This window comes from Aminobacter sp. Piv2-1 (genome assembly GCF_037625995.1).
GTDB lineage: Bacteria > Pseudomonadota > Alphaproteobacteria > Rhizobiales > Rhizobiaceae > Aminobacter.
Genome location: NZ_JARKMU010000004.1, coordinates 18,302 through 36,716, shown reverse-complemented (window position 1 = coordinate 36,716; position 18,415 = coordinate 18,302). Strand labels below are relative to the sequence as shown.

Genomic DNA, 18,415 nt, shown 5'->3' with positions numbered 1-18,415 from the left:
GGCCGAATGCATATCTGCAATTAAGATCATGCTCATCTTGCCTTTGACCGGCGGTTCGAGCGTGCTAGGAAAGGACGTGGATCAGCAAGCGGGATCCCGGCTATGCACCCATTCATCGATAGTGGTCGCGGCTTCGCATTCGGCGAGGCGATTTACCCGGCAGGCGGCGTCTACGGTCCTTTGAAAGACCGCTACGTCACTCTGCTCATCATTCACGAAGGCAAGGCGCGCGTCTTCTCGGACGACAGCGAAACCATGCTGGGTCCGCGCAGCTGCGGCTTCTTCCGCAACGAACACCGCTTGTTCATCGAATATGCCGAGGGTCGCAACACCCGCGTAAGCTGGTGCGAAGGCTATGCCGGGGAAGTCGCAGAAGCTATCGCTATGCGGCTGCGCTCGCTGCCGTCGCGCATAGCGTTGTCGCAACGGATCGAAGCCCTCCAGCGACTTGGCGTGGAGCTCGGCGCTGGCTCAAGCTCCAACCTTAATCTTTTGCGCAATGCGCTGGGCGAAACGATCTTCCTTGCCTATTTCCACGAGGCCCAGATGTCCGAGCAGGAGCGGCTTACGCCGCGCTCGGTGCTGCGTGCGCGTTTCTACATGGACGAGAATTACGAGAAGGAGATCACCGTCGACCGCCTTGCGGCGCTCGTCGGGGTGACGCCCCAGCATCTGGTCTCGTCATTCCGAAAACATGTCGGTGTGACGCCCGTCCGCTACCTGTGGCAGGTGCGGGCGGCGCGCGGTCATTTCCTACTGTTGCAGACAGGGCTGCCCATCTCCGATATCGCCTACCAGTGCGGCTACAAGAACCCGTTCCACTTCTCCCGGCAGATATCGGAGCAATTCGGCATGTCGCCACGCCAGGTGCGTGCGAACAAGGGCTACCGCGTGGCGAGCGATGTCGCCGAGGGCGCCGGCGACACCGCCTATGGCATGGCGCTGTCAGGCACAAAGACGATCCTGCAGATCGCCGATGGCCAAAGTCATGAAATTCAGCGATGAGGTATCGCTGATCTCCGACCGCCGGCCCGGCAAGTTCAGCGTGAACGAAACCATGCTCAGCGGTGATGGATTGCACCTGCAGCTGCTCCGCACCTGATCGATAAATCTACCCGGCGTCATGTACGCTCTTGCAGATCTGCATCATCCGCCGTCTGCGACAGGTTGGAGGCAGTGTTCTCATCCACGTCGCCATCCGCCATCGCAACCGGCATCTCGCCGCCCGGCAGCCTGTCCCTCGAGAGCAGACCGGCATCCTCGAGAGCCTCGAAATCTGGCAGGTCGCGCAGCGTCTCGAGACCGAAGGCCGACAGGAAGTGCTTGGTCGTCACATAGGTGTAGGGCGCGCCGAGCTGCGGCGAGCGCGGGCCCGACGCGATAAGGTCCAGTGCCCGCAGGCTGGCGATCAGGTCGCGGCTGACCTCCTTGCCGAACAGGGTGGACAACTCGGCGCGGGTGATCGGCTGGAAGTAGCCGATCGCCGTCACCACCAGCGCCTCCAGCTGCGACAGCGGCCGGAAATCACGCGTCTGTCCGCTGGCGGCGCGGATGACGTCGGCAAACGCCTTCTTCGTCCGGTGCTGCCAGCCACCGGCCACCGCCACCAGTTCGTAAGGCCTGCCCGCAAGCTCGGCGCGAATGTCGTCGATGACGAGGTCGAGGTTGCAATCCTTGCCGACCACCCGCGCCAGCACCTCGCGCCCCACCGGTTCGCTCGATGCAAAGATCACCGCTTCGACCCGCCCCATCCATTCGCGCCAGCGCAGCTCCGCCGGAAGGTGCTCGAGCTCGTTGTCCAGGAGACGGCCATGTGATCCACGACCGCCCGGCCGCATGTGTTCCCCATTCTGTGTCGGGCGGTCGGACATCGTCAGAGCCCGTAGAGCTTGAACGCCGGTCGGCCAGAGAGCTCCCTGACCGCCTCGAATGCCGTGAGCCGCTCGAAGAGCCGACGCGCCGCAAATCGCGACAAGCTTTTGGTCGAAAACGTTCCGGGCACGGCATCATCGTCGAGCAGCCTCGCGATCGCGTCCGCGGCCCCCTTAGCGCGCAGTTTTGGCGCCACGCTTTGCAGCCGCTCGGCCCGTCGGGACATGTCTGCCGCCAGCCGGCCCGATTCGGCGGCCGCTTGTGCCAGCGCCAGGCACAGCGCTCGCTCGAAGTTCTCCTCGCCCGGCTTCAGCCGACTGCCACGCCCGTCGGCAGCGCGAAATGCCGGGGAAAAGGCCTGCGCCATCAACAGCGGCACCGGCCGCGGCCAGTGCAGCTTTGCCGCCACCATCACATCGCCCAGCCACCAGGCCAGCAACTCCGCCATGGGCGCGCTTTCCAACACGTGCCGCATCATCGCCGCCGCCGCAAACGGTGCCGCCGGTCCGGTCCGGGTCAATTTGGCGAAAGCCTTGGGGATGTTGGCGAAAGCGTCCTCCCAACGCAGGCCGAGGCGCTCCACCACCCAGGCCAGGCCGTCCACATCAATCGCCGCCGGCCGCGCCGCCAGCTGCCGAAAGGCAGCCAGGATGGAACCGCCGGGACCGGGATCGTCATTCCCCTTGCGCAGGTGCCAGGCATCGCGCAGGGCCGCCTCACCCTCGCCGCGGCCCGCAAGCCGGCAGGCGCTCGCGGCACTTTTCAGCGCCAGGCGCTGGCGCCAGCCACCGGCCCAGGCCGGCGCCGACCGCACCAGCTGATCGAGCGACGCCAGCGCAGCCCCGGCCAGGAACGCAACCTCCGCCGCATCGTCGACCGGCCCGCGCGGCGTCGCCCAGGCGGGCACGGCGGGTGGCTGGAGTGTTGCGACAGAGGCTGTAGAGGGCCGACTCATATGCGCAAGCGTATTTGGCTCGTGCGGTTTTGACCAGCACTTAGCAGCCAAAACGCACAGCTTGTCTTGTCCCTATAATGACTGATAATGTTGCCTTATCGTTCATTATTTGATTCATGCACGAAATGGCCGCTCCCATCGATCAGAACCCCGAAAACCGTCCCGTGCAAGGCTCGGCTCGACGACAGCGTGCTCCCGAAAACGCGTTTCGGGACGAGAAACCCGCCGTCGATCGTGCCACCGACCTTCCCGACATCGTCGACGTAGTGATGGCGATGGGCAGGGATCCGTTCGAAAGTGTCCCGGAGACGACGGCTCTTGATGCCCCCTCCCCTCCCCTGGTGGCAGGAGAAGCTGGAACGTCCGCCCGTATCCCGACCATGCCGGCCCATCTGGAAAGCCTTGCCGAGCGCGCCCGCGGCTACGTCGAAGCCGCAAGTTCGACCAATACCCGCCGTGCCTATGCCGCCGACTGGAAGCATTTCAGTGCCTGGGCCCGCCGTCAGGGCTTTGCCCCACTGCCGCCGGATCCCGAAATGATCGGGCTCTATGTCACCGCCTGTGCCTCGGGCGACGGCACCGGCCGCAAGGATGCCGTGTCGACCATCGAACGGCGCCTGTCGTCGCTGTCCTGGAACTATGGGCAGCGCGGCCTTGTCCTCGAACGCAAGCACCGCGCCATCGCGACGGTCATGGCCGGCATCCGCAACAGCCATGCCCGGCCACCCCGGCAAAAGGAAGCGATTCTGCCCGAGGACCTGATCGCCATGCTGGAGACCCTCGAGCGCGGCACTTTGCGAGGCCTGCGCGACCGCGCCATGCTTTTGATCGGCTTTGCCGGCGCCCTGCGCCGCTCCGAAATCGTCGGCCTCGACGTCGGCCGCGACCAGACCCAGGATGCTTCGGGCTGGATCGAGTTCTTCGAGAAGGGCATCCTGGCAACGCTGCGTGGGAAAACCGGCTGGCGCGAGGTCGAAATCGGCCGCGGCTCGTCCGACGCCACATGTCCCGTGGTGGCGCTGGAAACCTGGCTCAAATTCGCCCGCATCGGCCACGGCCCCCTATTTCGCCGTGTGACCGGCCAGGGGAAAAAGGTCGGCGCCGAGCGGCTCAACGACCAGGAAGTGGCGCGTTTGGTCAAGCGCACCGCCCTCGCCGCCGGCGTGCGTGGCGACCTGGCCGAGGGCGAGCGCGCCAAAAGTTTCGCCGGTCATTCGCTGCGCGCCGGCCTCGCCTCTTCGGCCGAGGTCGAAGAGCGCCACGTGCAGAAGCAGCTCGGCCACGCCAGTGCCGAAATGACCCGCAAGTACCAGCGCCGCCGCGACCGGTTCCGCGTCAACCTGACCAAGGCGAGCGGTCTCTAGACAGGAACTAACTCAAGCGGTTTCACTCGAGGAACTCTTCGGTGCCTCGGGAAGCAGTCTGTTCGGAATTTGCTGGCCGCCCTCCCCTGCCGGTTCGAATCCGACGGCTGAACCTGTTGTACCCGTCAACGGCCTGTTGACGACTCCGCAATCTGTTTTTCCTTGCAAATCTGGAACTACCTTCCATAAATGCAAGGATGATCACGCGCAGAATAGCCCCTGAAGTCCTCGAATTGCTCGACATCTCGCCCGCCGTGGCCCTGCTCGGCCCGCGCCAGGTCGGCAAGACCACGCTGGCGCTGCAGATCGCCGAGACACGACCGTCGATCTATCTGGACCTCGAATCCGATGCCGATCGCGCCAAGCTGGCCGAGCCGGAACTCTATCTGACCAGCCATGAGGACAAGCTCGTCATCCTCGACGAGGTCCACCGCCTTCCTGGCCTGTTCCAGAACCTGCGCGGACTGATCGACCGTGGCCGCCGCAGCGGCCTGCGGACAGGACGTTTCCTGCTGCTCGGTTCCGCCTCCATCGACCTGATGAAGCAGTCGAGCGAAACGCTGGCCGGCCGCATCGCCTATCTGGAAATGCATCCGCTCGACGGTCTCGAAGTCGTCCCGCAGGAGGTTTCCTCACTATGGGTGCGCGGCGGCTTTCCGGAAAGCTTTCTTGCGCCGAGCGACCGGGCCAGCCTGCGCTGGCGGCAGGATTTCATCCGCTCCTATCTCGAGCGCGACATCCCGATGCTCGGGCCGCGCATTCCGGCCGAAACCCTGCGCCGCTTCTGGACCATGCTCGCCCACCACCAGTCAGGCCTGCTCAATGCCGCCGAATTCGCCCGTGCGCTGGGCGTCGACGGCAAGACGGTCGCCGCCTATCTCGACCTTCTCGTCGACCTGCTGCTCGTCCGCCGGCTCGAACCCTGGCAAGCCAATGTTTCCAAGCGGCTGGTCAAGTCGCCCAAGATCTATGTCCGAGACAGCGGCCTCACCCATGCGCTTCTCGGGCTCGGCACGCAGGAACAGCTCCTCGGCCATCCCGTCGCCGGCGGCAGTTGGGAAGGCTTCGTCATCGAGACCCTGTCGGCCGCTGCCCCTGAAGGCACGCAGATAAATTTCTACCGGACCTCGGCCGGCGCCGAAATCGACGTCCTGCTCACCCTGCCCGGCTCGACCGTCTGGGCAATCGAAATCAAGCGCAGCCTAGCGCCAAAGGTCGAAAAAGGATTCCATCTAGCGGCCGAAGACATCAGGCCGGACCGGCGCATCCTCATCTATCCCGGCACGGAGAGCTACCCGCTGCCCCACGACGTCGAGACCATGCCGCTGACGGCAGTCGGCGCGGAGCTTGCAAGGCTACGCTGACGCCTATCCGGCCTTGGACTGGGCCCCTCCCCTGCCTCGCAGCAGCGCCATGAGCACCGGGCCGATCGAGAATTCGCCGGCGCGCGCCTTGGCAGTCAGGCTGCGCAGGTAGCCGCCGGGGCTGGAGATCGCCTCGCCCTTCTGCAGCATCGCCGCCACCATGATCGCGGCATCCACCGCCCCCATCGCCTCGCAGGCCTGGTTCCACGCATCCGGGCTGACGCCAAGCGCGCCGCGCACCAGATTTGCCGTTTCGACCAGCTCGCCCCAGCCGGAAATGCCGTTGCGGGCATAGTCGGCAATGTCCGGGCAGGCGCGCAGCACCATGCCAAGCGGATAACCCGTCGGCGGCTGGCTCTTCACCTCCGATTTTGGCGCGGCGGCCGGTCCGTGGCCTTTTTCTAGGCCGGGTTCAAGTTCATGGTGGTTTGGATTTGAATTCTGTATGTGGCGCTCAAAATGAGACTCATTGGCGCTTGTTTTTTCACTTTTCACGTGACTTTCCAGCGTCTTGCGCACCTCTTGGGCAAGTGCTGCGAGTTCGGCGGCGATCGGCTCCAGCTCAATGCGGCTTGCCGTGCGCGGAATCCCAACGACGATCTCGCGATAATGCAGGTGCAGCCGCTGCCAGTCGGCCGCTATGCCTTCCTCGAGGCCCAAGGCGATCATCTTGGCGATGTCGCGGCGCAGGATGGTGATGCGCTCCTTCACGAGCAGCAGCGCCCGCCTTTCGGCCCGCACGGTCTCGGCCATGCGCTCGAACTCCTGGGCACGCGCCAGAAGCGGCATGAGGTCGAAGCCGAAAGCCCGCTCGATCTCGCCGTCATGCCCCTTGCGGGCGTAACGCTTGCCATTGGGGCTGTCGCGGCGCACCACCAGGCCGCACTCGACGAGCACCGAAAGGTGTCGCCTGAGCGTCGCCGGCGCCATGCCGTGGGCACGCAGGGCCAGCTGTGCGTTGGATGGGAACACCACCAACCCCTCCCCTTCCATGAGATCCGTGTCGGGATGGAAGCTCAGCAGTGCATTCAGCACGGCAAGCGCGCGATCGCTGGCGCCAAGCATCGCCTTGGCTTCGCAGACGGCGCGGAAGACTTGCCATTTGTTGGCGCTGGCGCCAGGCGCGCAGCTGTCAGCCGCCATCTGTCCTGCCATCATGGCAAGCGACAGCGACCGCCGCCCGAAGGGCGTCGTCGAGATGTGCTCGATCATTCCTCGTCTACCTCACTCGGAGGCAAGCCAAAGGTACTCCGGAACGTGCCCGGTGGTTGACAAGTCGGCCCGGAAATGATTCTCTCACAATCGCTACATTGATGAGGGCTTCCGGAATGGCGACGTTTCGGGGGCCTTTTTCTTGCCGGTTATCCTGTTCTTTCCAATCCTCTACGCCTTCGACGCTTACGCACTACGCTCCACCTTTGCCGGGGCGCGGGCTCTAGGCACGCGCCCGCTTCGGCGGGAGTGGACAAAACTATTTTCCGCCGGCCGCGTTGCCGCGCTCCTGGCTGAACCTTTCCCAAAGCCTGGGCAGTTCCTCGCCCAGGAAATCCTCGAAACCGTCGGCAAGCTTCTCCACGAAATCGACACGCGCCTTGCCTTTCGACACGGTCAGATGGGCGACCGCCCTGCCCTGTCCGTCGAGGATGGCACGGGAGCCGCCGCCTGCCGCAACAGTCTTGCGCCGCAGCCGCGTGAACAGCAGGTTGAAGCGCTCGTCGCTATCCGCCTCGCGGAAGCGCGCGCTAGTGATCTCGTCCTGCGCCTTCACCCGCGCCGCCTCGCTCTTCAAGAGCTCCGCCAGCGCCATCCAGCGCGGGCGACCGATCTTGGGGGCGGCGCCGATGGCGCGGACGATGTGCTCGGGCACGGCGTCGGCGACCTGCAGGAAGCGTGTCATCTCGGCCTTGTGCAGCGACAGCGCGTCCTGGACGACGCCACGCTCGAAACCTCGGGCGATCAGCTCATGCGCAAAGAGCGCCCGCTCGATGAAGGAGAGGTCGCGCCGCTCGCTGTTTTCCTTGCCCTGGGCGAGCACCAGCTCGATGTCGGAGAGCGGCCGCACGATCGCCAGCACGGGGATGCCCAGGCGGCCCGCCGCGCGCACGCGGCGATGGCCATAAGCCGTCTGGTAGCGCCCCTGCTTCTCCGGATGCGGCCTGAGCAGCACCGGCACCTGCTGGCCGGTCTGCTCGATGCTCGCCACCAGCGCCTCGAAATCACCGTCGTGGCCGCCATGGTCGAGCCGGTCGGTGACGAAGGAGGTTTCGACGACCGCAGTGTCGATCTTGGCGACACGTTCGGCGCTGTCGAGGCTCTCCTTGAGCTTGCGCGCCTCCTCGATCTCCCTGGACAGCCCGCCGAGCGAAAGCCCCATCGCCTTGACGGCGCCCGAGGCGCTGCGCGGACGCGAAAATTCGGCTTCGGCCGACTTGGTTTCCGGCGCCTTCTCGGTCGGCGCAGCGGCCGCCGGCGCCGGGTCCATGGTGCCGAACAGAGCCTTGAGCTGGTCCTTGCGGTTCACTGCCATGCCAGCCTCCTCACGCCGCCCGGTTCCAGGCCTTGAGCATGAGGCCCTCGATTTCGCCGTTGACAGCTGTCAACGACTCCATGGCGCGATCGTAGGTGGCGCGGCTGAAGCTCTCGCGCGCCACCTCGTAGAGCGTCTGCTTGGTCAGGCCGGCATCGGAGAACGCGGTGGACTTGACCAGCGGCGCCGTCAGCACCCGGTCGCCGAACAGCGAACGTAGGAAACCGACGATCTGAGTCTGCGGGCCGTCATTGGGCTCGTAACGGGTGATCAGGTAGCGCATAAAGTCGAAATTGAGCTCGCCGCCGGCCTCGCGCACCACCGACAGAAGATCGGCGGTCATGAACAGGAACTGGCTCATCGACGCCACGTCGAGCATCTGCGGGTGGATGGTCACCAGCACAGAGGTTGCGGCGCACAGCGCCGACAGGGTCAGGAAGCCGAGCTGCGGCGGGCAGTCCATGACGACCACGTCGTAGTCGCCGGCGACCGTCTGCAGCGCCGCCTGCACGCGGGCGAAGAACATCGGCTTGCCGTCGCCGGCCTGGCGTCCTGCCAGCATCTGCGGAGTGGTGTGCTCGAACTCCTGCAGTTCGAGATTGCCCGGCACGAGGTCGAGGCCGTCGAAATAGGTGCGGCGGATGACGTCGGCGAGCGGCCGGCGCTCGTCGTCATAACGGATCGCGCCGTAGAGCGTATCGTTGCCGTTGAGGTCCAGCTCCGGCTGGTAGCCGAACAGCGCCGACATCGACGCCTGCGGATCGAGGTCGATGGCGAGCACGCGATAGCCCGCCAGCGCCAGGTGCTGGGCGAGATGGGTGCTCGTCGTGGTCTTGCCCGAACCACCCTTGAAGTTGGTGACGGCGATGACCTGCAGGTGCTCGCCGCGCGTCTCGTCGCGATGCGGGAGATAGTGCCTGCCCTTGGACGGATTCTGCTCCGCGAGGTGCCGGCGCAGCGCGTTGATGTCGCCGAGCGCGTAGTAGCGACGCCCCCCTGCCCCTGTCTCGGGCTGCGGGCCTTCGCCGGCGATGGAAAGCTGGCGCAGATAGCCGTCAGAGACGCCGATCATGCGCGCCGCCTCGCCGCTGGAGAACTTGCGCAGCACCTTCTTCGACGTTGGCGAAAACAACCTGTCGCGCATCGCCTGCAGTTGTGCCGACAACATCTCGGCATCGTGGGCTATGGCGCGGTCGGTCGCCACGGCCTCCTCGCCTACACTATCCACGCGTGTTTGAACTGCACCAGCCAAGTCTTGGTCCCCTCTCGGCGTTCCCGCACGCGCTTTCGCGACGTGCACCAAACGCCTTGCTACGATCTATGCGCCGATTCGCCGCCGAATCCGAATCCGGGTTACGCCCTCGCGGATTTTTACGTGGCGGAGCGTGGATAACGGAATGATGAAGCGGTTACGCCGGACGCATCGAATTACGATGAATTACCGTAACAAGGGTGCTGAAGAGCCCGAGTCGAGTCAACTTGTTTATAGTTAACGGAAGTTAACCATTGGGGCGGCGGCGCTCTTCTCGCAGTGAACAACGACCGCTCGGTCGCGTTGACAGCTGTCAACCCAGCTCGCGGTAGCCGCGCCGGATCTTGGCTGCGGACAGGACGCGCAATGCCCTATCGGCTTCATGGCCGTTCGTAAACAGGTCGAGCCTTCGCCGGCCGTGGGTCCCTATGCGCCCCCATTCACGCACCAGCGCGACGTCGCCGAACAAGGTCGGCTCGATCGACAGGCGGTAGAACCGCGCCATGTTGCGGGTCGGATCGCGACGCTGGAGATGGAGGGCGGGCTGCTGCATGCGCCGGAGAATCGCTTCCCAACATGCCCGTCGTCCAATGAAACTCCTGAATCGATCAGGTGTGAACGATTCACGCCGCTGATGGCCGAGGCGGCTTTTCCACGCCAACCTCGCCGCGGTATGTCTTGACGCAATTCGGCGGGAATCACCCACACGTCACGCCGACGCTGAGGCGAGGGAAGACGCAGATGGGGCCTCCGGTCGATCCGGTACCTGCAGGGGACATCCAGCCACCGATCGCCGATGTCGTCATCATCGGCGGCGGCATCATCGGCGTGAGCACGGCGCTGTTCCTGGCCAGACGGGGCGTCTCGGTCGTGCTCTGCGAAAAGGGCCATGTCGCGGGCGAGCAGTCGAGCCGCAACTGGGGCTGGTGCAGGCGCATGGGCCGCGACCCGCGCGAATTGCCGCTGATCGTCGAAGCCCTGGAGATCTGGGACGACATCGAAGAACTGGTCGGCGAGGACGTCGGCTTCCGCAAGACGGGCATCCTCTATCTCTGCCAGGATGAGAGCGACGTCGAGCATCACGCCGAGTGGGTGAGGAACGCCGGCGACTACGCCCTCGATTCGACGATGATCGAGGGGAGGGCACTGGCCGACCTGATGCCCGGCGCGCGGAAGACCTTCCGCGCTGCCCTGCATACGCCGAGCGACGGCCGCGCCGAGCCCCAGAAGGCGGCTCCCGCGATCGCCCGGGCGGCACAAAGGGCAGGGGCGTCGATCCTGCAGAACTGCGCCGTGCGCGGAATCGAGACGGCGGGCGGCCGCGTTTCCGGCGTCGTCACCGAACACGGCCTGATCCGCGCGAGCACGGTGGTGGTCGCAGGCGGCGCCTGGTCGAGCCGGCTGTGTCGCGACCTCGGAATCCGGCTGCCGCAGCTTTCCGTGCGGGCCTCGGTGATGCGGACGGCTCCCGTCGAGGGCGGGCCCGACGGCGCTGCCTGGACCGAGGGCTTTGCCTACCGCAAGCGGCTCGACGGCGGCTACACCATTGCCAATGGCATGATCAGCTACCACCACCTGATCCCGGACAGCTTCCGCTATCTAGGCGATTTCCTGCCGATATTGTCGCGCGAATGGCGATCGGTCAGTCTGCGCTTCGGCGATTTCGTCACCGGGCCCTGGGGCCTTACCCCCGCTTTGGCAGGGGAGGGGAGCGTCTACGAACGGCACCGCACGCTCGATCCGCCCCCGGCCGTCGCCCCGCTGGACGAGGCGCGCGCCAACATGGAAAAGGTCTTCCCGGTGCTCAAGGGCGTACCGACGGTGCAGCGCTGGGCGGGCTTCATCGACGCCATGCCGGACGCCATCCCGGTCATTGCCCCGGTGCAGTCGCTTCCGGGCCTGGTGCTGGCCACCGGCTTTTCCGGCCACGGCTTCGGCATCGGACCGGCAGCGGGCAGGCTGGCCGCCGACCTCGTCACCGGCGATGCGCCGATCGTCGATCCGACGGCCTTCCGTTACGAACGCTTTATCGACGGCACCAAACATCGCCCGACGACTGGCGTCTAGTTCCGGCCGGGCAGCCGGGCGCGTCAGCCGCCGGAGAGCATACGCCGCATCTCGGTGACGGCGGCGTCGCGCTGCGGATCCCGGCCGGCGGCGTAGGGCAGGGGGGCTGCCACAGCTATGTCGGGTTCGACGCCGATCCCTTCCAGGCGTAAGTCGTCGCCGATGACGGCGTCGGCAACGGCGATTTCCAGCAGGCTGTCGTCGGGCAAAAGATAGGCCCGCCCGGCCAGCAGCGCGCCCGCGGTGCGCGACCCCACGAGCGGAATGCCGTTTGCCTGCAGTGCATAGGCGAAGAGCTCGAGGCCGCTTCGGGCGCCCTCGTCGATGATGCCGACCACCGGCCGCCGCCAGCGCACATTGGCGAAGTCGTCTTCGCCGTTGCGGGGGATGAGACGGAACGTCGGCGTATCGCCGACAAATAGCTCGGCCGCATCGGAGGGGCCGCCGCCCCAGCGGCCGCGCAGGTCGACGATCAGTCCGTCCGCATTCTTGAGCCGGCCGTCGGCGATTTCCCGGGCCACGACGTCGAGACCGTCCGGCGCCGACAACGTCCAAAGCCTGACATAGCCGACCTTCCTGCCGTCGTACTCCTTGACGTCGATGCTGTCCCTGATCGCCGTCTCGAAGGTCCGCAGCGGCCGCAGCCGCTCGACCGCGACCTTGACGCTGATCGGCGCCGCACCGGCGCTCCGGCGCAGCCGGAGTTCGACATCCCGACCCACCCTGTCCGCGAAGGATGCAATCTCCCGGTAGGGCGTGCCATCGACCGACACGACCTCGTCGCCGACCAGGACGCCGGCCCGGTCGGCCGGCGAACCGTCATAGACATCGCTGACGAACAGCGCGCCGTCGACCGGCCGCACGATCATGCCGATGCCGGGATAGCTGACTTCCCCGTCGGGCGGAAACAGCCGCCGCAGGTCGTGGCGGATGGCAAAGCGGAATATGTCGGCAAGCTCGAAATAGGCGATCTGGTCCGGACGGAAGCGGCCGGTATGCGATCCGCCAAGGCTGGCCAACACGGCATCGATCGCCCGGTCGACCCGGACTTCGGAACTGCCGGCCGTCAGCGGTGCGTTGGCGTCCTCGACCTCCCGGGCGACGGCCGCCTTGAGGCGCTCGAGCGCCGAAGTGTCATGGTAGTTGTCGAGCACCAGCGCGACGGCGCGGTCGAACACCGGCTGGCCGGATTTCATCGCCTCGGCCGGCACGGCCTGCGCCGGTGCGAGCATCAGCAGAAACGCTAGTGCAACCGATCTGAGGGGCATGTCGATCCGTGTCCCGCGCCTTTCAGCCAGGCCTTTTCCGGCCGATCCTACGTCGGAATGCGTGGCCCGGATGACAACATTCCGTGAGGCCGGCGGAGTGGTCGCCGGGTAGGGTCCGTCCTATCCGAACGGTTGCCCGCACCTCTGAAAGTGTAGGCAGAGCCCAACGCCCAAAGGTCCGCGATTCTATCCCGACAGGTGTTGTGAGGGACTGGGGCAAAACCGATCATGCTCCCGAAAGCCATAGAAAGGGCACGGCGCCCTGAGCAATCTTCGGGAGGACATTACATGGCCGGCTTCAATCACCTCTTCGTTCCAGGACCGACCAATGTTCCGGAAATCGTCCGCCAGGCGATGAACATGCCCATGGAGGACATGCGCGCCCCGGACTATCCGACCTTCACTCGCGGCGTGTTCGCCGACCTGATGAAGGTGTTCCGCAACGAGACCGGCCGTGTCTTCATCTTCCCGTCCTCGGGCACCGGCGCCTGGGAATCGGCGATCACCAACACGCTCAGCCCTGGTGACCGCGTGCTGATGTCGCGCTTCGGCCAGTTCTCGCATCTCTGGGTCGACATGTGCGAGCGCTTCGGCCTCGACGTCGACGTGGTCGATGCCGAGTGGGGCACCGGCGTTCCGGTCGAGGTCTATGCCGACCGTCTCGCCAAGGACAAGGAACACCGCATCAAGGCGGTCTTCGTCACCCACAATGAGACCGCGACCGGCGTCACCAGCGATGTCGGTGCCGTGCGCGCCGCCCTGAATGCCGCCAAGCACCCCGCGCTGCTGTTCGCCGATGGCGTCTCGTCGGTTGGCTCGATCGACTTCCGCCAGGAGGAGTGGGGCGTCGACTGCGCCGTCTCCGGTTCGCAGAAGGGCTTCATGCTGCCGCCCGGCCTCGGCTTCCTGTCGGTCAGCCAGAAGGCGCTCGCCGCTGCCAAGACCGCCGGCCACAAGCGCTGCTACTTCTCCTTCGAAGACCAGATCCGCGCCAACGACACCGGCTACTTCCCCTACACGCCTGCAGTGCAGCTGCTGCGCGGCCTGCGCGCCGCCCTCGACCTGATCGAGGAAGAAGGGCTCGACAACATCTTCGAGCGCCACAACCGGCTGGCGACGGGCGTGCGCAAGGCGGTCGACGCCTGGGGCCTGAAGCTCTGCGCCAAGGAAGCCAAATGGCACTCCGACACGGTCAGCGCCATCCTGGTGCCCGAAGGCATCGACAGCGCCGAGGTCGTCCGCCGCGCCTACCACGGCTACCAGACCTCGCTGGGCGTGGGCCTCAACAAGGTAGCCGGCAAAGTTTTCCGCATCGGCCACCTCGGCTGGGTCAACGAAGTGATGATGTGCGGCGCGATCTCGGCGGCCGAAATGGCGCTGCGCGACGTCGGCGTGAAGATCCAGCCGGGCTCCGGCGTGGGTGCGGCCCTCGAACACTACCGCCTGTCGGCGCAGCCGGCCATCGCCAAAGCGGCCTGAGCGCCAGCGCCGCGCGTCCCCGAAGGACACGCGGCGCATCAAGGGAGGAGAACAGATGAGCCACACAATCCACCACCTGCGCAAGCTGCGCCTGCAGCGCAGCGAACTCGCCGTTCCGGGCTCCAATCCGGAAATGATCAAGAAGGCCGCCGAGGGTGCTGCCGACTACATCTTCCTCGACATCGAGGACGCGGTGGCCCCGCCGGACAAGGAGCGGGCGCGCAAGAACATCATCCAGGCGCTCAACGAGATCGACTGGCGCGCCAAGGGCAAGACCATCTCGGTACGCATCAACGGCCTCGACACCCACTACATGTACCGCGACGTGGTCGACGTGATGGAACAGGCGGGCGACCGGCTCGACACCATCCTGGTGCCGAAGGTGGGCGTGCCGGCCGACCTCTACATGGTCGAAGCGATGGTCAACCAGATCGAGACGGCCAAGGGCTTCAAGACCCGCGTCGGCCTGGAAGCTCTGATCGAAACCGCGCTCGGCATGGCCAATGTCGAGGCCATCGCCGCCTATGGCGGCAGGCTCGAGGCCATGCATTTCGGCGTCGCCGACTATGCCGCGAGCTGCAAGGCGCGCACCGTCAGCATCGGCGGCCTCAACCCCGACTATCCCGGCGACCAGTGGCACGCGGCCCTGTCGCGCATGACGGTCGCCTGCCGCGCCTATGGCCTGCGCGCCATCGACGGACCGTTCGGCGATTTCTCCGATCCGGAGGCCTACATCGCCGCGGCCAAGCGGGCGGCTGCGCTCGGCATCGAGGGCAAGTGGGCGATCCACCCCTCGCAGATCGAGCTGGCGAACACCGTGTTCTCGCCGCCGGAGAAGGAAGTCACCCGGGCGCGCCGCATCATCGAGGTGCTGAAGGAGGCCGAGGAGCAGGGCAAGGGTGCCGCCGCCCTCGACGGCAAGATGATCGACGCAGCATCCGAACGCATGGCCCGCAACGTCCTGGTCATGCACGAGGCAATCGAGCAGTCGGCGCGGTCGCGCACGAGCCTGCCAAACTGAGGAGGAACCTTACATGGACATCCATGAATACCAGGCGAAGGAGCTCCTCTCGCGCTACTCGGTGCAGATCCCGCGCGGCGGCCTTGCCTACAGCCCCGAGCAGGCGACCTACCGCGCCAGCGAGATCGGCGGCAACAAGTGGGTGGTGAAGGCGCAGATCCACTCCGGCGCCCGCGGCAAGGCCGGCGGCATCCGCATCTGCAGCTCCGACAACGAAGTGTCGGAGGCAGCCGAATCCATGCTCGGCCGCAAGCTGGTGACCCACCAGACCGGACCGAAGGGCAAGCTGGTGTCGCGCCTCTATGTCGAGGAAACCGTCGACATCCGCCAGGAGCTCTATCTCGGCATCGTGCTCGACCGTAAGTCGGAGCGCGTCATGATCGTGGCCTCGGCCTCGGGCGGCATGGAGATCGAGGAGATCGCCGAGAAGCAGCCCGACTCGATCATCCGCGCCATCGTCGACCCAGGCGCCGGCATGCAGCAGTTCCAGGCCCGCGAGATCGCCTTCGGCCTCGGGCTGGAGAACAACCTGATCGGCAAGGCCGTCGACACGCTGCTCGGCTGCTACCGGGTGTTCCGCGACTTCGACGCCTCGATGCTCGAGATCAACCCGCTGGTCGTCACCAAGGACGGCAACCTGATAGCGCTCGACGCCAAGATGTCTTTCGACGAGAACGCACTGTTCCGCCGCGCCGAGATCTCGGAGCTGCGCGACAAGTCGCAGGAAGACCCTCGCGAGACCTTCGCCAGCGACCGCGGCCTCTCCTATGTCGGCCTCGACGGCAACATCGGCTGCATCATCAACGGTGCGGGCCTCGCCATGGCGACGATGGACATGATCAAGATCGCCGGCGGCGAGCCGGCCAACTTCCTCGACATCGGCGGCGGCGCTTCGCCCGAGCGCGTGGCCAAGGCCTTCCGCGCCGTGCTTGCCGACAAGAACATCGACACCATCCTGGTCAACATCTTCGCCGGCATCAACCGCTGCGACTGGGTGGCCGAGGGCGTCATCAAGGCGATCCGCGAGGTCGGCGTGAAGGTGCCGCTGGTGGTTCGCCTGGCCGGCACCAACGTCGAGGAAGGCCGCCGCATCCTCGCCGAATCCGGCGAGAAGGTGATCGTCGCCGAGACCCTTGCTGAAGCCGCCGAGAAGTCGGTCGAGGCGATGCGCGCCTATTCCAAATCGAAGAAGAACTAAGGGAGGCAGAAATGGCAGTTCTCTTGAATCGCAGGACGCGCGTCATCGTCCAGGGCCTCACCGGCAAGATCGGCTCCTTCCATGCCGACGACATGAAGCGCTACGGCACCAACGTGGTCGGCGGCGTGACCCCCGGCAAAGGCGGCCAGGTGCACCAGGGCATCCCTGTGTTCAACACCGTCAGGGGCGCCGTGCGCGAGACCGGTGCCGAAGCTTCCATCGTGTTCGTGCCGCCGCCCTTCGCGGCTGATTCCATCATGGAAGCCGCCGAGGCCGGCCTGAAGCTCTGCGTCTGCATCACCGACGGCATCCCCTCCCAGGACATGATGCGGGTGAAGCGCTACATGCGCCGCTTCCGCTACGAAGACCGCATGCGGCTCGTCGGCCCCAACTGCGCCGGCGTCATCACGCCCGGCCAGGCGCTGATGGGCATCATGCCCGGCAACATCTACCTGCCGGGCCGCGTCGGGATCGTCGGCCGCTCCGGCACGCTCGGCTACGAGGCCGCCTCGCAGATGAAGGCGCTGGGCATCGGCGTCTCGACCTCGGTCGGCATCGGCGGCGACCCGATCAACGGCTCGTCCTTCAAGGACATCCTCAAGCTGTTCGAGGAAGATCCGGACACGGATGCCGTGGTCATGATCGGCGAGATCGGCGGCCCGCAGGAAGCGGAAGCCGCGGAATGGGCCAAGCACCACATGCGCAAGCCGCTGATAGCCTACATCGCCGGCCTGTCGGCGCCGAAGGGCAAGCGCATGGGCCATGCTGGCGCCATCATCTCCGCCTTCGGCGAATCGGCCCAGGAAAAGGTCGAGATTCTGCGCGATGCAGGCGTGACGATCGTGCCGACACCGGCAGCCTTCGGCCCGACCGTCGCCGGCGTGCTCGAGCAGCAGAGGAAGGCCGCCTGACCCGGCCTTTCGGGGGAGCCGGCGCCGACCGGCTCCCTTTCTCGGTCCGGTCCGAAGATCGGTCTCGATCTCGCGGAGATCGATGCGTAGTCTAAGGCTGCCGCAGCTCGCATGAGCGGCGCGGCGCTCCATGTCCATTCTAGGGAAATGCAATGAAACCTCGGGTTATTGTCACGCGGCGCTGGCCTCAGGCGGTCGAACAGATCCTTGCGGAACGGTTCGACACCACGTTCAATCAAGGCGACGCCCCGCTGAGCCCGACCCAGCTCAAGGCGGCATTCCTGAACTTCGACGCGATCCTGCCCACCGTCAGCGACAAGCTGCCGGCGGCGATCTTTCCGGATGCGGACAACCGCACCAAGCTGCTCGCCAATTTCGGCGTCGGCTTCAGCCACATCGACATCGAAGCGGCCAAGGCCCGCGGCATCACCGTCACCAACACGCCCGGCGTGCTGACCGACTGCACCGCCGACATCGGCATGAGTCTGCTGCTCTCCGTTGCCCGCCGCGCAGGCGAGGGCGAACGCCAGCTGCGCGCCGGCGAATGGGCAGGCTGGTGCCCGACCCACATGATCGGCACCAAGGTGACCGGCAAGACCATCGGCATCATCGGCATGGGCCGCATCGGCAAAGCCATGGCCAAGCGCGCCCATTTCGGCTTCGACATGGAAGTCGTCTTCTACAACCGCTCGAAGGTGGACGACGAAGAAACCCGCGCCATGGGCGCGCGCCAGCTCGCCAGCATCGAGGACGTCCTGGCGGAGGCCGATTTCGTCTCGCTGCATTGCCCGGGCGGGGCGGAAAACCGGCATCTCATCAATGCGGAACGGCTCGGCGCGATGAAGCGCGGCGCCTTCCTCATCAACACGGCACGGGGCGACGTGGTCGACCAGAAGGCGCTGGTGGCGGCGCTTCAGGCCGGCCAGATCGCCGGCGCCGGCCTCGACGTCTATGACGGCGAGCCCGACGTGCCTGCGGGACTGATCGAACTGGAGAATGTGGTGCTTCTGCCGCATCTTGGCAGCGCCACGGAGGAAACCCGGGTGGCCATGGGCATGAAGGCGGTCGCAAACCTCACCGCCTTCTTCGAGGGCCGCCCCTTACCCGACAAGGTGGTGTGATGACCCAGGACCGCTC

The 18,415-nt window shown here is 66.0% G+C and carries 16 protein-coding genes; 9 read left to right on the top strand and 7 right to left on the bottom strand.

The annotated features are described in order from the left end of the window. Window positions 1-102 precede the first annotated feature (102 nt). On the top strand, window positions 103-1,005 hold the full coding sequence (locus AmiPiv_RS08490) for an AraC family transcriptional regulator (protein ID WP_340036938.1): 903 nt from the start codon (window positions 103-105) through the stop codon (window positions 1,003-1,005). 116 nt (window positions 1,006-1,121) lie between these two features. On the opposite strand, the gene scpB is transcribed toward AmiPiv_RS08490, so the two are convergent. Then, complete coding sequence (gene scpB / locus AmiPiv_RS08485) at window positions 1,122-1,838, bottom strand: SMC-Scp complex subunit ScpB (RefSeq protein ID WP_445206929.1); 717 nt, start codon at window positions 1,836-1,838, stop codon at window positions 1,122-1,124. 35 nt (window positions 1,839-1,873) lie between these two features. Next, window positions 1,874-2,827, bottom strand: coding sequence for a DUF1403 family protein (locus AmiPiv_RS08480; RefSeq protein WP_340036936.1), 954 nt, complete (start codon window positions 2,825-2,827; stop codon window positions 1,874-1,876). 125 nt (window positions 2,828-2,952) lie between these two features. Between AmiPiv_RS08480 and AmiPiv_RS08475 the strand changes: the two genes are divergently transcribed. Both AmiPiv_RS08475 and AmiPiv_RS08470 read left to right on the top strand, forming a co-directional pair. Then, window positions 2,953-4,191, top strand: a complete 1,239-nt coding sequence (locus AmiPiv_RS08475) for a site-specific integrase (protein WP_340036934.1) — start codon at window positions 2,953-2,955, stop codon at window positions 4,189-4,191. Window positions 4,192-4,388: 197 nt separating this feature from the next. Beyond that, complete coding sequence (locus AmiPiv_RS08470) at window positions 4,389-5,555, top strand: ATP-binding protein (protein WP_340036933.1); 1,167 nt, start codon at window positions 4,389-4,391, stop codon at window positions 5,553-5,555. Between the two features lie 3 nt (window positions 5,556-5,558). Here the strand turns inward: AmiPiv_RS08470 and repC are convergent, their stop codons facing one another. From repC to AmiPiv_RS08450, 4 genes are all read right to left on the bottom strand, one after another. Further along, window positions 5,559-6,767 carry a plasmid replication protein RepC gene (repC, locus tag AmiPiv_RS08465; RefSeq protein ID WP_340036932.1) on the bottom strand — a complete coding sequence of 403 codons (1,209 nt, stop codon included), beginning with the start codon at window positions 6,765-6,767 and terminating at the stop codon, window positions 5,559-5,561. 259 nt (window positions 6,768-7,026) lie between these two features. After that, window positions 7,027-8,082, bottom strand: a complete 1,056-nt coding sequence (repB, locus tag AmiPiv_RS08460; RefSeq protein ID WP_340036931.1) for a plasmid partitioning protein RepB — start codon at window positions 8,080-8,082, stop codon at window positions 7,027-7,029. A gap of 10 nt (window positions 8,083-8,092) precedes the next feature. Then, window positions 8,093-9,334: a plasmid partitioning protein RepA gene (gene repA / locus AmiPiv_RS08455; protein ID WP_445206928.1), complete on the bottom strand. Its 1,242-nt coding sequence runs from the start codon at window positions 9,332-9,334 to the stop codon at window positions 8,093-8,095. 313 nt (window positions 9,335-9,647) lie between these two features. Further along, a complete protein-coding gene (locus AmiPiv_RS08450; protein WP_340036928.1) occupies window positions 9,648-9,887 on the bottom strand; it encodes a WGR domain-containing protein in 240 nt (79 codons plus the stop codon). 188 nt (window positions 9,888-10,075) lie between these two features. Here AmiPiv_RS08450 and AmiPiv_RS08445 point away from each other — a divergent pair, with 188 nt between their 5' ends. Further along, on the top strand, window positions 10,076-11,401 hold the full coding sequence (locus tag AmiPiv_RS08445) for an NAD(P)/FAD-dependent oxidoreductase (RefSeq protein ID WP_340036927.1): 1,326 nt from the start codon (window positions 10,076-10,078) through the stop codon (window positions 11,399-11,401). A gap of 23 nt (window positions 11,402-11,424) precedes the next feature. Here AmiPiv_RS08445 and AmiPiv_RS08440 read toward each other — a convergent pair whose 3' ends face one another. Then, complete coding sequence (locus tag AmiPiv_RS08440; protein ID WP_340036926.1) at window positions 11,425-12,669, bottom strand: S41 family peptidase; 1,245 nt, start codon at window positions 12,667-12,669, stop codon at window positions 11,425-11,427. Between the two features lie 288 nt (window positions 12,670-12,957). Here AmiPiv_RS08440 and AmiPiv_RS08435 point away from each other — a divergent pair, with 288 nt between their 5' ends. The 5 genes from AmiPiv_RS08435 to AmiPiv_RS08415 all read left to right on the top strand — a co-directional run bounded on the left by AmiPiv_RS08435 (window position 12,958) and on the right by AmiPiv_RS08415 (window position 18,399). Further along, window positions 12,958-14,148, top strand: a complete 1,191-nt coding sequence (locus tag AmiPiv_RS08435) for an aminotransferase class V-fold PLP-dependent enzyme (protein WP_340036925.1) — start codon at window positions 12,958-12,960, stop codon at window positions 14,146-14,148. Window positions 14,149-14,203: 55 nt separating this feature from the next. Continuing rightward, entirely contained in the window at window positions 14,204-15,169 is a 966-nt protein-coding gene (locus AmiPiv_RS08430) for an HpcH/HpaI aldolase/citrate lyase family protein (RefSeq protein WP_340036924.1), read from the top strand. A gap of 13 nt (window positions 15,170-15,182) precedes the next feature. Further along, window positions 15,183-16,367 (top strand): malate--CoA ligase subunit beta, encoded by a 1,185-nt coding sequence (locus AmiPiv_RS08425; protein ID WP_340036923.1) that lies wholly within the window; start codon window positions 15,183-15,185, stop codon window positions 16,365-16,367. 11 nt (window positions 16,368-16,378) lie between these two features. Then, window positions 16,379-17,278: a succinate--CoA ligase subunit alpha gene (gene sucD / locus AmiPiv_RS08420; RefSeq protein ID WP_340036922.1), complete on the top strand. Its 900-nt coding sequence runs from the start codon at window positions 16,379-16,381 to the stop codon at window positions 17,276-17,278. Between the two features lie 152 nt (window positions 17,279-17,430). Beyond that, the gene (locus AmiPiv_RS08415) at window positions 17,431-18,399 is read left to right on the top strand and encodes a 2-hydroxyacid dehydrogenase (protein WP_340036921.1); all 969 of its coding nucleotides are present in this window, start codon (window positions 17,431-17,433) and stop codon (window positions 18,397-18,399) included. The last annotated feature ends 16 nt before the right edge of the window (window positions 18,400-18,415 follow it).